This is a genomic window from Streptomyces cinnabarinus (assembly GCF_027270315.1).
GTDB classification, from domain to species: domain Bacteria; phylum Actinomycetota; class Actinomycetes; order Streptomycetales; family Streptomycetaceae; genus Streptomyces; species Streptomyces cinnabarinus.
On record NZ_CP114413.1, the window covers coordinates 4263945 to 4277240 of the forward strand.

Sequence of the window (13296 nt, forward strand, 5' to 3'; positions counted from 1 at the left end):
CAAGCACCCGCTTGCAAAAGTGCGCTAGGTCATGCCGGGCCCGGTGCGGCCCCCTGGTACGGGTGCTCTCGGGACGCGGCGTTGTCAGTGTGCTCTGCCAGGGTGTGCGTCGTGGAGGAACTGGTGGAGCGTGTCGACGACCGGGATCGTGAGCTGGGGGTGGTGGTCAGCCGCCGGCAGGCCGTCCGGGAGGGGTGGCTGCACCGGGTCGCCGTGACGGTGTGCCGTGATGAGCGCGGGCGGATCCTCGTCCACCGGCGGTCGGAGCAGCTGTCGCGCTACCCCGGGCGCTACGAGGTCGTGGTCGGTGGCGCCGTGGCTGTCGGTGAGTCCTATGAACAGGCCGCCGCGCGGGAGCTGGCCGAAGAGCTGGGCATCCATGTGCTGCCGCGCCTGCTGTTCACGTTCCTCAACCGCGGCGGACTGAGCCCTCACTGGCTCGGCGTGCACGAGGCCCTGGTGCCGGACTCCGTGGTCCCCGATCCCGAGGAGGTCGCCTGGCATGGCCGGCTGACCGAGCCGGAGCTGCGGTCGGCCCTGCTGGAGTGGCGTTTCACCCCCGACAGCCACGAGGTCTTCAGCCGGTATCCCGCATCCCCGGCCACGCGGTCCTGACCCCGGAGGACGACACCTTCCGGGCTCATTCCCGGCCCGGTGACGACAGGCCCTAGCGTCGGGGCCATGATCGTATGGCTCAACGGCACCCACGGCGCGGGCAAGACGACGACCAGTTCGCTCGTGCAGCGGCTCCTGACTCGCGGGTGTTAGATGCGGAGAAGGTCGGCGAGACGCTCATGGACATCTCGCCGGGGCTGCCCGGGACCGACAACTTCCAGCACTGGCCGCCGTGGCGGCCGCTCGTCGTCGAGACCGCCCGGCACGTGCTCGACTACACCGGCGGCACCCTGGTGATGCCGATGACCGTCCTGGTCGAGGAGTACTGGCGGGAGATCAGCGCGGGTCTCGCCCAGCACGCCATTCCGGTACGGCACTTCGTCCTCCACGCCGACCAGGACACCCTGCGCGGGCGCATCGAGGGGGACACAGTCATGGGCCCGTCCGCCTTCCGCCTCCGGTACCTGGAGCCCTACGCCGAGGCGGCCCGCACCTGGCTGCACGCCGAGGCCGAGGTCGTCGACACCACGCACCTCACGCCGGCGCAGGCCGCCCAGCGGATCGCGGAGGCGGTCAAGGCGTGAGCGGTCATGGATTTGTCTGCAATTTCCCGACGTGGAAAGGGGGATCGAGGGTCGGAAGGATGGTGCCGCCGCGCAACACCACACTGTGCACTCTCTGACCAGGAGTAGTAGTGAACTTCAAGCGAAAGCTCGTGAATTTGGCACTCGCCGGCGGACTGGCCGTGGGCGGACTGGCGGCGACCACGTCGCCCGCCTCGGCGGCGAAGGACAACTGCCCGGCGAACGCGCTGTGTCTCTGGCAGCGCACCGGGTGGGTGACGAACCCGGAGTTCGTGGCTCGCAGCACCGCGGCCTGCTTCGACCTGACCGATCCCAAGTACGGCGTCGGCACGTTCACTTGGGGCATCGGGTCGTACTGGAACCGGCTGCCGGTGAAGGTCGACGTCTACCACCTGGACCCCATCAAGTACACCCTCCATCTCGACGGCACCATCCGGTCCGGCGGCTTCAGCTCCGACAGCAAGAGCGGGAACTTCGGCGACAACGGGTACATCTGCATTGGCGGCGCCAGGCGACCGTAGAAGCAGCCGTCTTCGTCACGGAGTTCAGCGCAGCGTCAGCCGGGTCTCCGAAGCGATGTGGGTCAGCTTCTCGGGGTTGCGGACGTAGTAGATGCCGGTGATGCGGTCGGACTCGAAACGGATGGCCATGATGCCGTCGGTGACGCCGTCGGCGTGCAGGGCGAGGGCCGGGTGGCCGTTCACCACGGTGGGCACGTAGTCGATGGTGACCGGGGCCTTTCCGGTGCCGCCGATGATGTAGCGGCCCACGCGGTCGGCGCCGATGACGGGGCGGATCGCGGCCTGCTTGACGCCGCCGCCGTCGGTCATGAGGACCACGTCGGGGGCGAGGACGTCCAGGAGGCCCTGGAGGTCGCCGGTCTCGATGGTGCGGCGGAAGGAGTCCAGCGCCGCGCGGGTCCGGTCGGCGGAGACCGCCTCGCGGGGGCGGCGGGCCTCGACGTGGAGCCGGGCACGGTGGGCGATCTGGCGTACGGCGGCCGGGGACTTGTCGACGGCGGTGGCGATCTCGTCGTAGCCGACATCGAAGACCTCGCGCAGGACGAAGACGGCGCGTTCGGTCGGTGTGAGTGTCTCCAGGACGAGCATCAGCGCCATCGAGACGCTCTCGGCGAGTTCGGCGTCCTCGGCCACGTCCGGCGAGGTGAGCAGGGGTTCGGGCAGCCAGGGGCCGACATAGGCCTCCCTGCGGCGCTTCATGGTGCGCAGTCGGTTGAGCGACTGGCGGGTGGTGATCCGCACCAGGTAGGCGCGGGGGTCGCGCACCTCGTCCAGGTCGAGCGCGACCCAGCGCAGCCAGGTCTCCTGGAGGACGTCCTCCGCGTCGGCCGCCGAGCCGAGCATCTCGTAGGCGACGGTGAAGAGCAGATTGCGGTGGGCGACGAAGACGTCCGTCGCCGCGTCGGTGGCGTGATCACTCATGGTCGGTGTCTTCCCTCCAGTGGGTCCGCACACCAGACACCGCGTCCGGGACCGCTGTGACACCGGGTGATCCGGATCACCTTCCGGACTCCGCCCCCTCCCGCCGCGCCCGGTTCGCCTCCCGCATCACCGCCCAGGCGTCCGCCACCGGGCCCAGGTGGGTCAGCTTCTCGGGGTTGATCACCGAGCGGATGGTCTGGATCCGGCCGTCCGCGATGTCGAGCGCCATGATGTTGATGACCTTGCCGTCGCGGTCCCGGAAGATCACACCCGGCTGGCCGTTGATCTCGTGCGGCTCGGCGCCCACGCCGATCTGGACGAAGGGGTGCGCCAGCGCCACCAGCAGCCGGGACACATGCTCGGCGCCCGCGATGGCCCGCGCCCACTGCGGGGCCTTCCCGCCGCCGTCGCCGACCATCTGGACGTCCCCGGCCAGCAGCTCCCGCAGCCCGTCGACGTCCCCCTCCCGGAACGCGTCGAAGAACCGCTCCGCCAGCTCCTCGCGCTCCTTGCGGTCCGCCTCGAAACGGGGCCGCCCCGCGTCCATGTGCCGCCGCGCCCGTACCGCCAGCTGACGGCAGGCCGACTCCGAGCGGTCCACCGCCGAGGCGATCTCCGGGAAGCCGAAGCCGAACACGTCCCGCAGCACGAACACCGCCCGCTCCAGCGGGGACAGCCGCTCCAGCAGGACCAGCGCCGCCATCGACAGCGAGTCCGCCAGCTCCGCCGAGCGCTCCGGGTCCTCGTAGGGGTCGTTCAGCAGGGGCTCGGGGAACCAGGGGCCGACGTACTGCTCCCGGCGGACCCGCGCCGAACGCAGGACGTCGATAGAGATCCGGGTGACCACCGCCGACAGATACGCCTTGGTCGACGCGGGCCGGGTCGCCACCGCCTCCCAGCGCAGCCAGGTCTCCTGCACCGCGTCCTCCGCCTCACTGACGCTGCCGAGGATCCGGTAGGCGATGGCGAACAGCAGGGGCCGCAGTTCCTCGAAATCGTCGGTACGGGTCACGCCGAGGACTCCTCTTTCCTGAACCCTTCACGCCACGACGGGTACCGCGGCTCCCAGCCCAGCTCCCGCTTCGCCTTCGCGTTGGAGAAACCGCGCCCCCGCGTCATCATCGCCACCGCGACCTCCCCCGCCAGCAGCCGCGCCAGCCACACCGGCACCCGCATCGGCGGCTTCGCGTCCACGCAGTCCGCCAGGTACGGCAGCCACTGGGCGGCCGGGGCGGGTTCGTCGTCGACGATGTCGTACACGCCCGTCGCCCGCTGCTCCAGCGCCAGCACCGTAGCGCTCGCCGCGTCGTCGAGGTGGATCCACGAGCAGTACCCGGTGCCCTGTCCGACCAGCGGGAACTGCCGTTTCCGGAGCAGCGCGATCTGGCTGTCGAGGGCGCCGTCGCCGTAGAACGCGCCGTAGCGCAGTGCCACGCCGCCCGCCTTGGTGACGGCGTCCTCGACGTGCCGGATCGCCGTCATGACCGGCTCGGCGGCCGTGCCCGTCATGGGGTCCGTCGGATCGTCCTCGGTCTTGATCCAGCCGCCTTCCTGGATCCCGTTCCAGCCGCCGTAGCTCTGCGCGACGACATGCCGGACGCCGGTCGCCTCGGCGGCGGCCAGCAGATGGTCGGTGCCCTCGGTGCGCAGGCGGTTGGTGACGGCGAACCAGCGGTCCATGTGCCGGATGTCGGGCTTGCCGCGGATGGCGGTCATCTGGTGCACGATCGCGTCCGGCCGGGCCGTGCCCACCGCCTCGCCGACCGACATCGCGTCCAGCCCGTCCATCACGACCGCCCGCGCGCCGAGCCGCTCCAGCAGCGCGACCTTGCCCGCGCCGGTCGTGGTCGCCGTCACCTCGTGCCCACGGGCCACAAGACGCGGCACCAGCCGACGGCCCAGCATCCCGGCTCCACCCGCCACGAAGACCCGCATGACCCTCACCTTCCCGGTTCCGTGTACCCGCCCCTCACTCCCTGGGACGAGACAGCCCCACCGTCCTGTGACATGCCCCGCCGTAAGCTCCTCACCATGCACGACGACCCGCGGCTTCTGGATCTGCTGCGCACCCTGGACCGGCTCCCCGGGCCGGACCACCTGGAGTTCCCCGACGGGTACGACCGCGAGCGGGCGCGAGCCCAGGCCCGCCGCCTCACGCGGGCCCTCGGCCCCGGGTGGCTGCTGGACGACGCCGTGCAGGACGCCTCCTTCGGCTTCACCGTGAGCGGCCCCGGCTTCGGGGTACGGCTCAGCAACTACGGCGATCTCGCCGCGTTCACCGCGCCGGCACCGGACGGGCAGTCCGAGGCGGTGCTCTCCGGGCTCGGCTACGACGTCGTACCGCCTCAGCCGCTCCGGCACCCGTACGACGGGGTGACCCCGCTCGCCGACCACGTCCCCGGGGCGACCTGGTGGACCCGCTTCTTCGACTATCTGTGACCGTCCGTACCCACAAAAAAGTGGGTACTTGGCACCGCCCCGCGCACCAGCGAGGCTGAACTCACCTGATCAGGAAGCCGCCAGCCGCTCCAGTCGGCGGTGACCCCAGTCGGAGAGGGGGCCGAGGAGTCCGGAGAGTTCACGGCCGAAGTCGGTCAGCGAGTAGACCGTCTTCAGCGGGAGCACGTCATGCACCTCCCGGTGCACCAGACCGTCCTCCACCATCTCGCGCAACGCCTGCGTCAGCACCTTCTCGCTGAGCCCGGGCAGTTTGCGCCGCAGTTCACCGGGGCGCTGCGGGCCTGATTCCAGCAGCCACAACACGCCCGTCTTCCACTTGCCGTCGATCACCGCGATGGCGGCGGTCACTCCACAGACGTTCGGATCATGAGCACGGCTGCGCGTCATCATCGCCCCTTTTTATACGCACGTATTCGCTTATGGGAGTTGAAGAAGCATGTCCACGTACGACCAGTCTGCCGTCACCGAATCCGTCGCCGAGTCCGCCGTCACGGTCATCGGCCTCGGACCGATGGGCCGCGCGCTGGCCGGGGCCTTCGTGGCGGCGGGAGTACGGACCACGGTGTGGAACCGTACGCCGGGCCGCGACCGTGACCTGGTCGCCGCCGGCGCGATCAGCGCGGCCACGGCGGCGGAGGCGGTCGCGGCGAGCCCGCTGACCGTGGTCTGCGTCGTGAACTACGACGCCTCCGACGCGATCCTGCGCCAGGACGAGGTCACCGCCGCGCTGAAGGGCCGTACCGTCGTCAACCTCACCGCCGACATCCCGGACCGCTCGCGGTCCACCTCGGAGTGGGCGGACGCGCACGGGATCTCCTACCTCGACGGCGCGATCATGACCCCGACGCCGAGCATCGGCACGCCGGACGCGGTGTTCATCCTGAGCGGCCCGAAGGACCTCTACGACCGGCACCACCACACGCTCGCCGTCCTGGGCGGCAGCCACACCCACCTCGGCGAGGACATCGGCCGGGCCGCCGCCTACGACGTCGCCCTGCTCGACATCTTCTGGACGACGATGGCGGGCTACGCGCACGCCCTCGCGGTGGCCCGCGCCGAGGGCATCACGGGCCGTGAGCTGGCCCCCTTCGCCGGAGGCATCGCCGCGATCCTGCCGGACCTCTTCACGGAGTTCGCCACGGACCTGGACGAGGCCACGTACTCCGGCGAGCTCAACCCCATCACCTCCGCCGTCTCCACCATGAGCCACGTCGTCCACGCCTCCGAGTCCCACGGCATCGACGCGAGCCTGATGCGCCTGATCGAGGGCTACGCCCGCCGGGTGGTGGCCCAGGGCCACGGCACGGGCGGCTTCATCCGGGTGGCCGACCTGCTGACCGGCCGGCCCAAGTAGTCCGGCTCAGAACGGCAACCCCCGCGTATGCACCACGTCGAGTCGTGACACCGCCCGCGTCAGGGCCACGTAGAGGCGGTGCAGGCCCCGTTCCTCCGACTCCGCGATGGTGCTGGGCTCGACGACGATCACGTGGTCGTACTCCAGACCCTTGCAGAGACCGGCCGGGGTCAGGGTGACGCGGGGGTCGCCGGGGAGGGCGTCGCGCAGGCGCGGGACGTCCGCGTCGGCGGCGATCACGCCGATGGCGCCCTCCTGGGTGAGTGCGTGCCGTACCGCCTTCGCGACCGTTTCCGCCATCTCGACCGGGTGGGTCCGGTGCAGGGTCAGTTCGCCGTCCGCGCGCAGGGAACGCGCCGCGGGCACGTCCACGTCGAGGTGCGGGAGGAGGCGGTTCGCGAGTTCCGCCACGGCCGCGGGCATACGGAAACCCGTGGTCAGGGGGACCAGGGTGGCGTCCGGCCTGCCCAGGTGGGTGAGCAGGGGGCGCCACGAGCGGGCCGCCCACGGTGTCGTTCCCTGCGCCAGGTCGCCCAGCACCGTGAGCGAGCCGAAGGGCGCCCGGCGGGCGATCGCCCGGCACTCCATGGCGGAGAGGTCCTGGGCCTCGTCGACGACGACATGGCCGTAGCCCCGTGGGTGTTCCATCAGGCCGGACAGCTCGTCGAGGAGGACCAGGTCGGCCGGGGACCAGCGCGCCGACTTCCAGGAGCGCGGCGGCCGGGTCCACAGGATCGCCCGCTGCTCGTCGGCGTCCAGCAGTTCACCGGCCGCCCGCGCCAACACCTCCTGCCGCGTGAGCAGTTCGGCCAGCACCTCCTCCGGCCACACCCTCGGCCACACCGCGTCGACGTACGGACCCGCGCCCCGCGCCCCCGCCATCCGGCGCGCCCAGGCGTTCGGCCGCGGCCCGGCCCGCCGCTCGGCCCGCCGCCGCAGTGCCGCCACGATCCGGGTGCGCACCCGCTCCCGGCCGACCCCGTACAGCGGTTCCTCGGCGCGCACCTCCCGGACGATCCCCGCGAGTTCGTCCTCGCCGACCCGCCAGCGGTACGAACCGTCCGGCACGACCAGCTCCCCCGCGCCCTCCACCACACGCGCGTACAGGGCCCGCCGCAGCACCTCCGCCATCCGGACGTCGTGCTTGACGACGGCCGCCCGCTCCGGGTCGGCGCCCGTGGCGGGACCCCGCGCGATCTCCTCCAGCAGGGTCGACTGGCGGACACCCGTCTCGCCGAGCGCGGGCAGCACCTCGGAGATGTAGGCGAGGAAGGTCCGGTTGGGGCCGAGGATCAGCAGCCCGGAGCGCTGGACGCGCTGGGGGTGGGTGTAGAGGAGATACGCGGCCCGGTGCAGCCCCACCGCCGTCTTGCCGGTGCCCGGGGCGCCCTGCACACAGACCGAGACGGTGAGACCGGCGCGGACCAGGTCGTCCTGCTCGGGCTGGATGGTCGCGGCGATGTCCCGCATGGGCCCGACCCGCGGCCGTTCTATCTCCCGCGTGACGATCTCGCTGACCTGCGACTCGCCCCGCTCCAGACGCTCGTCCTCCAGTCCGGTGAGGTCGGCGGAGGCCCCCCGGCTGCCGGGCGCCCACCCGAACCGCCGCCGCACGGCCACGCCTTGGGGTGCGCGGGCGCTCGCCTGGTAGAAGGCCCGGGAGACGGGCGCCCGCCAGTCCACGACGAGCGGCGGGGCGGCCGGGTCCTCGGTGATCCGCAGCCGGCCGACGTGGTAGCTCTCACCGGCATGCGCACCGGCGTGTTCTCCCCCGCGAAAGTCCAGCCGCCCGAAGAACAGCGGCCCCTCGGGCAGTTCCCGCATCGCCTTGGCCCGACTGCGCAGCCGGTACCCGAGGACCTCGGCGTCGGCCCCGGAGGCGGAGACGTCCGCACCGACGACGACCTGTTCATCGGCGCCGGTGACCATCGCGTCGAGGGCGGCACGGCAGCGGTCGTGGTGGGCTCGTTCGGTGCGCAGAAGATCGCGCAGGGCAGGGTCGTCGGCCGTCATTCCACCGAGCGTACGCGAAAAACGTAACCGAGTTAAATTTTTAACCCAGACTCAACCCAGCTGGGGCACCAACCGCCCGAACGCCCGCTGAGCCGCCGCCACCGCGTCCCCCCGCACGTCCTCCACCCGCTCCCCCTCCGAGATCCGCCGCCAGTTCTCCAGCGCGAGGATCCGCTGGACGGCCATGATCTGCCCGGCGGCCAGCCGCGCGTCCAGATCGCCGCCGAGCGCCTCGGCGAGGGCGGTCTCGGACCGCTGCTGATGCGTGTACGCGCGGGCGACCAGGGCCGGAGTGCCGTAGAGCAGGGAGTGGAAGGCGAGCACCTGGGGGTGGTCGTTGAGCCCGGTGACGGGATCGCACCGATCAAGTCCCGCCAGGAAATGCCGCAGCAACGCCTCCACGGGCGACCCCCCGACCGCCTCCGCCTCCCTGACCACCCGAGCCGACTCGTCCTCATGGTCGGAGATCCGATACAGCACCAGATCCTCCTTGGCCGGGAAGTACCGGAAGAGCGTCGGCTTGGAGATCTCCGCCGCGGCCGCCACCTCGGCCACCGACACCGCGTCGAACCCCTTCTCCAGAAAGAGCCGGATCGCCACCTCCGAAACGGCCTCGTACATCCGCCGCCGCTTCCGCTCCCGCAACCCGGTCTCACTCATACGTCGAGCGTACGCAGGCCCGGACGCGGTCAGGCCAGGGCACGGGCCAGGTGCGGGTTCGCGGTCGGGCGGGTCGGCAGGCCGAGCGAGCCGATCGCCGCGGCCAGGGTCATGCCGTACGAGTCCACCGCGCGCCGGACGTTGGGGGCATCCAGGCTGGCCCCCGTGACCAGGCGGTCGAGGTCGATGTAGGCCGAGCGGACGATCTCGATCCAGCGGTAGACCCGCCAGTCCCGCCACCAGTCGACCGTGAACTCCGCGTCCAGCCGCTTCGACCAGCGCTCGAACATCCGGTCCCGGATCTCCGGGCGGGTCGGGGTGAGATGGATGTGCCGGACCAGGTCGTAGAGCGGATCGCCGACGACCGCCATCTCCCAGTCGATGAGGGTCAGCGCCAGCTCGTCGGAGCGGCGCACCAGGTTCCACGGGTTGAGGTCGCCGTGGAGGAGGGCGGGGCGGCGCTCGCTGACCCGGTGCCGGGCGAGGATCTGTCTGAGACGCGGGGCGTCCGGCAGGCCGAGCAGCCGGGCGAGCCGCTGGGACTCCTTCGGCAGCTCGGCCACGAGCTGGACGAGCTGCTCGCTGAGCCAGGTGTAGAAGCGGCCCTCTCCGGCGGCCGGGTCGACCTCGCGGAAGTTGACCCGGGTCAGCGCGCCGAGCTGGTCGACGAGCCGGTCGGCCTCGTGCGGCAGCAGGCCGTGCACGGGGTGGCCGGGCGGCCGCCCGATGTCCTGCGGGCCCTCGTAGGTGTGAATGGCGAAAGGTTCACTCTGATAACTCGTGCCCAGCGCCAGGAACTTCGGGGCCGCGATCGGCAGCCCCGAGCGCTCGATGGCCCGCAGCACGGCGTGCTCGGTCAGGAAGCCCCGCTCACGGCGGCAGGCGTCGGCCACCTTGCGCCGGACCACCACCGGGAAGTCCACTCCGGGCACCTGGACCACAGAGTTCAGATGGCCGGTGCCCTTGAAGACCCGCCCGGCGGGGGCGGCGCCCTCCGCGTGCAGGGCCTCGAACACGGCCGCGCTCGGGAACCGGGGGTGCTCCGGGACACGGCGCTCGGGATCCCAGTCCCTGATCCGGGCCTGTGGCCTGCGGCTCGCGTCCCTCGCCTCGCGCCAGCGGAACAGGATCCGTCCGATCTCCGGCTCACCGGGGAGGTTCCCGAGCCCCAGCGGCCGGGCCGCCGCCTCCAGCGCGCGGCACACCCGTGCCGTCGCCTCGGCGAGGCTCTCGTCGTCGGTCCGGTCCCGCAGGGAGGCCGCGGCCCGCATGACGTCCGGGTAGACGGACTGCGCGCGTTCGAAGTCAAGGTAGTGGTCGAGGTCCCGGCGCAGGCCGTTGACGGCACCGGGCCGGGCCTGCCGCATCGCCTCGGCCCACGCCCCGATGACCTCGTCCCACTGGTGCTCGGGGTAGCGCATGCGCACCAGATGCGTGGCGAGGTCGTGCAGCGGATCGCCGTAGGAGGCCAGCTCCCAGTCAACGCAGAACAGCGGCGGCTCGGCCTCGAACGGCAGGATCAGGTTCTCGCGGTGCAGATCGGTGTGGAGCAGGGCGTACGGCCGTCTGGCCATCGCGGGGACCCGGTCGGCGAGCCGCGCCATGGCGTCCTCGGGGATGCCGAGGGCGGCGAACAGCCCGCCGAACTCACGCCAGTTGGGCTGCCGGACCTGCCGGTCGGCGAGATGGGCCAGCGTCCGCAGGAACCCCTGGCTGTCCTTGTCGTTGCGCGGCCAGGCCGCGGGCAGCCGGGGCAGTGCCTCCCGCCGCACCTGCGCCATCCCGGCGAACACCTCGGCCAGGGCCTTCACCAGCAGGGTGTCGAGGGGCTTGCCGTCGGCGCAGACACGGGCGAGCGTGGTGCCCTCCACATAGCTGTGGACGGCGAAGTCCGGTCCCTTGGCCAGGCATTGCGGCACATGCGGCAGCTGCTTGCCCACGGCCGCCAGGATCTCCGCTTCGACCGGCCAGGTCCGGACCACGACCGGCAGCGCCCCGGGACGCCGCATCCGCACGGTGACCTGGGTACCGGGCTCCCGGCCGAGTCTGCGGGCCATGTCCGTGGTGAGCGGAAGGACGTAGTTCCGGTTGTGGTGGCCGCTGGTGGCGCGGCCCCGCCGGGCGGCCTGCGCGACGAAGGCCCGGACGGCGGCGGACGCTGGGCGTTCCCCGGGGAAGGGGCCGGGAAGAGGTGGTGCGCCCACGGGCCGCTCCGGATGTTCACGCAGGACACGGAAGGTATGGCAGACAGTAAGTGCGCGTTGTAGCAGGCGCGACCGGAGGCGGGCTTGAGTAGCCGCATCGGGTGGTTTGCGGCTGTTCACGCACCGGTCGGCCGGGCTGTCGGAGACTGGCTTGTTCTCGCCGCTCCATGACCCTGTATACGAGCGAAACAGAGCGTCCGCTCAGGCGGTGCGCGAAGCGTAGCGTACGCGGGGGTCAGCTCAGGCCCCGAACCACTCGAAGCACCGGCCACAGCGAGCCGACGACCGCCGTCGCCCCCGCCTCCCGCAGCAGCCGCTCCTTGCGGCCGTTACGCGCGTAGCCCAGGAACGGAACCCCGGCGTTCCGGGCGGCGAGGTAGTCGGAGGGGGTGTCGCCGATCATCAGCGCCGCCCTGGGGGCCGCGCCCATGGCGTTCAGGGCGCGGTTCAGACAGTGCGGATGGGGCTTGAGGTGGTTCAACTGCTGGGTGCGGCCGTAGAAGTGCGGGGTGAAGCAGGACGTGAGCCCTCGGCTCGCGAGGTAACTGCGCACCACGCGCGGGGAGTTGTTGGTCGCGACGGCCAGCCGGGAGCCGACCGCGGTCCAGGTGCGGATCAGCGGATCGGCGTACGGGGTCGGCATGGCGGAGCCGGCGGCCCGCAGCTCCTCCTTGGTCAAACGTTCCTCCAGCTCGGCGACCAGGTCGCTGCCCGGGTGCCGGCGGTCCACGGCGCGCAGCACGACCTGCGGGTCGAGGGACTTGCGTTCGTCGGCCGTGAGCAGACTGTGCAGACCGCGCCCTTCCAGCCACTCCACCAGGTCGGTCGCCACCCGCTCCGCCTTGTGCCCGGCGAACAGCCGGCAGACGGGCCCGTCGAAGTCCCAGAGCACCACGCGGGCGTCGCTGATCAGGTTCCGGAGTTCTTCGGGGTCGTTCTCGGTCCGCTCGGTCACTGCTTCAGCCTGCGTCTCAGAGGTCACTAGGAGAGTGTCAGCTCAGTGGAGATCGTTTCCCAGAGGGCGTCGAACCACTTCTGGGATTCCTCCACGAAGGCTCCGTCGCGCTCCTCGGCCTGCCTGGCGAAGGAGAACAGCAGGGACTGGGTGCCCAGTACGTCGTACATCTCCAGGGTCCGGCTCTCGTACTCCTCCGCCCGCTCGGTGACCACGTAGTACCCGATCAGCGCCTCGTCGCCGTTGAGCAGATACAGCTTCACCGGGGGCGTGAAGGGCAGGGCGCGGAAGGTGACGCGGACGTCGACGCCGTGGGTGCTGCGGATCGCTTCGAGGTTGTGGCGCAGGACCCGCGCCTGGGCGTTGCGCATCTCCAGCCAGCGCTTGTGGACCGAGTCGTCCTCGGCGTCGCCCTCGACCAGCACCGGAAAGGCGAGGGTGATCTCGCGGGACGGGAGCAGGATGCGGACGTCGATGGACTCCGGGCGGACGGAGCCGGCGTGGATCCGGCGCAGCGGCTCGCCGAGGGCCAGCATCAGGGTCTCGGCGGTGTGACAGACGACGTCCACCTTCACCTGGCGGGCGGCGAACGCCTCGGCCAGGCGGGGGGCGAGTCCGACCATGGTCGGCTTGGGCTCGCCGCGGGTGGGGGCGGGGGCGGCGATCCGCGGCGGGCTGCCCTTGCTGACATTGCTGAGCAGGCCGTCCTCCTGGAGCGCGCGCAGGGCCTGCCGGACGGTGCCGCGCTCGACGTTGAACTCCTCGGCGAGTTCCGCCTGCGTGGGCAGGCGGTCGCCCGCCTTGAGCTCGCCGGCGCGGATCCGCTCCCGCAGGATGTCGGCGATCTCCTGGGGGGAGAGCCTTCTGCTGCCGTTCACTGCCACGTTCTCCTGTGTCACGACCAAACGCTACAACTCCACTCCATCTACGGGGAGTTGTTTGGAACTTGTTTATGACTAGTAACCAAGTGGGGACAACATAAGCAGAGTTGGTACCAACTTGGCCGAGT

The 13296-nt window shown here is 71.3% G+C and carries 13 protein-coding genes and 1 pseudogene; 5 read left to right on the forward strand and 9 right to left on the reverse strand.

The window, feature by feature from the left end; all coding sequences use genetic code 11:
• The first annotated feature begins 111 nt into the window (after positions 1-111).
• From STRCI_RS19130 to STRCI_RS19140, 3 genes and pseudogenes are all read left to right on the forward strand, one after another.
• Positions 112-615 (forward strand): NUDIX domain-containing protein, encoded by a 504-nt coding sequence (locus tag STRCI_RS19130; protein ID WP_418953358.1) that lies wholly within the window; start codon positions 112-114, stop codon positions 613-615.
• Positions 616-681: 66 nt separating this feature from the next.
• Positions 682-1199 (forward strand): annotated as a pseudogene (locus STRCI_RS19135) (AAA family ATPase).
• Positions 1200-1309: 110 nt separating this feature from the next.
• Entirely contained in the window at positions 1310-1720 is a 411-nt protein-coding gene (locus STRCI_RS19140) for a peptidase inhibitor (protein ID WP_269660181.1), read from the forward strand.
• Positions 1721-1744: 24 nt separating this feature from the next.
• Here the strand turns inward: STRCI_RS19140 and STRCI_RS19145 are convergent, their stop codons facing one another.
• The 3 genes from STRCI_RS19145 to STRCI_RS19155 all read right to left on the reverse strand — a co-directional run bounded on the left by STRCI_RS19145 (position 1745) and on the right by STRCI_RS19155 (position 4576).
• Positions 1745-2641 (reverse strand): RNA polymerase sigma-70 factor, encoded by an 897-nt coding sequence (locus tag STRCI_RS19145; RefSeq protein WP_269660182.1) that lies wholly within the window; start codon positions 2639-2641, stop codon positions 1745-1747.
• 76 nt (positions 2642-2717) lie between these two features.
• Positions 2718-3653, reverse strand: coding sequence for an RNA polymerase sigma-70 factor (locus STRCI_RS19150; RefSeq protein ID WP_269660183.1), 936 nt, complete (start codon positions 3651-3653; stop codon positions 2718-2720).
• Positions 3650-4576: an NAD-dependent epimerase/dehydratase family protein gene (locus tag STRCI_RS19155; RefSeq protein ID WP_269660184.1), complete on the reverse strand. Its 927-nt coding sequence runs from the start codon at positions 4574-4576 to the stop codon at positions 3650-3652. Before STRCI_RS19155 ends, STRCI_RS19150 begins: the two co-directional genes overlap by 4 nt.
• A 72-nt stretch (positions 4577-4648) precedes the next feature.
• On the opposite strand from STRCI_RS19155, the gene STRCI_RS19160 reads away from it, so the two are divergent.
• Complete coding sequence (locus STRCI_RS19160) at positions 4649-5080, forward strand: hypothetical protein (protein ID WP_269660185.1); 432 nt, start codon at positions 4649-4651, stop codon at positions 5078-5080.
• A 69-nt stretch (positions 5081-5149) separates the two neighbouring features.
• On the opposite strand, the gene STRCI_RS19165 is transcribed toward STRCI_RS19160, so the two are convergent.
• Positions 5150-5488, reverse strand: coding sequence for a winged helix-turn-helix transcriptional regulator (locus tag STRCI_RS19165; RefSeq protein ID WP_269660186.1), 339 nt, complete (start codon positions 5486-5488; stop codon positions 5150-5152).
• A 49-nt stretch (positions 5489-5537) separates the two neighbouring features.
• On the opposite strand from STRCI_RS19165, the gene STRCI_RS19170 reads away from it, so the two are divergent.
• The gene (locus tag STRCI_RS19170) at positions 5538-6455 is read left to right on the forward strand and encodes an NAD(P)-dependent oxidoreductase (RefSeq protein ID WP_269660187.1); all 918 of its coding nucleotides are present in this window, start codon (positions 5538-5540) and stop codon (positions 6453-6455) included.
• A gap of 6 nt (positions 6456-6461) precedes the next feature.
• Here STRCI_RS19170 and STRCI_RS19175 read toward each other — a convergent pair whose 3' ends face one another.
• The 5 genes from STRCI_RS19175 to STRCI_RS19195 all read right to left on the reverse strand — a co-directional run bounded on the left by STRCI_RS19175 (position 6462) and on the right by STRCI_RS19195 (position 13192).
• A complete protein-coding gene (locus STRCI_RS19175) occupies positions 6462-8468 on the reverse strand; it encodes a HelD family protein (protein ID WP_269660188.1) in 2007 nt (668 codons plus the stop codon).
• A 51-nt stretch (positions 8469-8519) separates the two neighbouring features.
• Positions 8520-9128, reverse strand: coding sequence for a TetR/AcrR family transcriptional regulator (locus STRCI_RS19180; RefSeq protein WP_269660189.1), 609 nt, complete (start codon positions 9126-9128; stop codon positions 8520-8522).
• A 29-nt stretch (positions 9129-9157) separates the two neighbouring features.
• Positions 9158-11332 (reverse strand): phosphotransferase family protein, encoded by a 2175-nt coding sequence (locus tag STRCI_RS19185; RefSeq protein WP_269660190.1) that lies wholly within the window; start codon positions 11330-11332, stop codon positions 9158-9160.
• A gap of 235 nt (positions 11333-11567) precedes the next feature.
• Entirely contained in the window at positions 11568-12287 is a 720-nt protein-coding gene (locus tag STRCI_RS19190; RefSeq protein WP_269660191.1) for an HAD family hydrolase, read from the reverse strand.
• A 26-nt stretch (positions 12288-12313) separates the two neighbouring features.
• A complete protein-coding gene (locus tag STRCI_RS19195; RefSeq protein WP_269660192.1) occupies positions 12314-13192 on the reverse strand; it encodes a GntR family transcriptional regulator in 879 nt (292 codons plus the stop codon).
• Positions 13193-13296: the final 104 nt, after the last annotated feature.